Source organism: Fulvivirga aurantia (assembly GCF_009711475.1).
Taxonomy (GTDB): domain Bacteria; phylum Bacteroidota; class Bacteroidia; order Cytophagales; family Cyclobacteriaceae; genus Fulvivirga; species Fulvivirga aurantia.
Genome location: NZ_SMMD01000162.1, coordinates 1 through 781, shown reverse-complemented (window position 1 = coordinate 781; position 781 = coordinate 1). Strand labels below are relative to the sequence as shown.

Annotated in this window: 1 protein-coding gene; it reads left to right on the top strand. The window is 38.5% G+C overall.

Features of this window, described 5'->3' with window-relative positions; all coding sequences use genetic code 11:
* On the top strand, nt 1-781 hold a 781-nt coding region (locus E1176_RS00465), incomplete at both ends, for a UDP-N-acetylglucosamine 4,6-dehydratase family protein (protein ID WP_155208627.1).

Genomic DNA, 781 nt, shown 5'->3' with positions numbered 1-781 from the left:
AATAATGAATTAGTAATAGATCATTTAAGATCAAAAAGAGTATTAATAACTGGTGCCGCAGGGTCAATAGGTAGTGAGTTGGTTAATCAACTTGTAACCTATAATCCTACAGAGTTAGTTTTGATTGATCAGTCAGAATCAGCGCTATATGAGATATTTAGAGAGCTGGATCAGCTTGACTCTCAAGAAGTGAGTATCAAAACATATGTAGCTGATATTACAGACCATAAGCGCATCAGGGCGATATTTAAAGAGCACCAACCTGAAATTGTTTATCATGCCGCTGCCTATAAACATGTTCCTTTTATGGAAGACAATGTAACAGAAGCCGTTAATTGCAATATTCTAGGCACGAGAAATCTTGCGAATCTGGCTACAGAATATAAAGTACACAAGTTTGTAATGGTTTCAACCGATAAAGCCGTTAATCCTACTAATGTGATGGGCTGCTCTAAAAGAATAGCTGAGATCTATGTTCAAAGCTTAAACAGTTTCCATGAGAACACGCATACTAAGTTTGTGACCACCCGATTTGGAAATGTGTTGGGTTCAAATGGATCAGTAATTCCTTTTTTTAAGAAGCAAATCGCTCAAGGCGGCCCAGTCACGGTTACACATCCCGAAATAACGCGTTACTTTATGACAATTAGTGAGGCCTGTGAGCTTGTGATAGAAGCTGGTGCAATGGGGAAAGGGGGTGAGATATTTTTATTTGATATGGGTAAGTCAGTGAAAATAGTTGATTTAGCCAAGAAGATGATTAGGCTGTCTGGTCATAGGC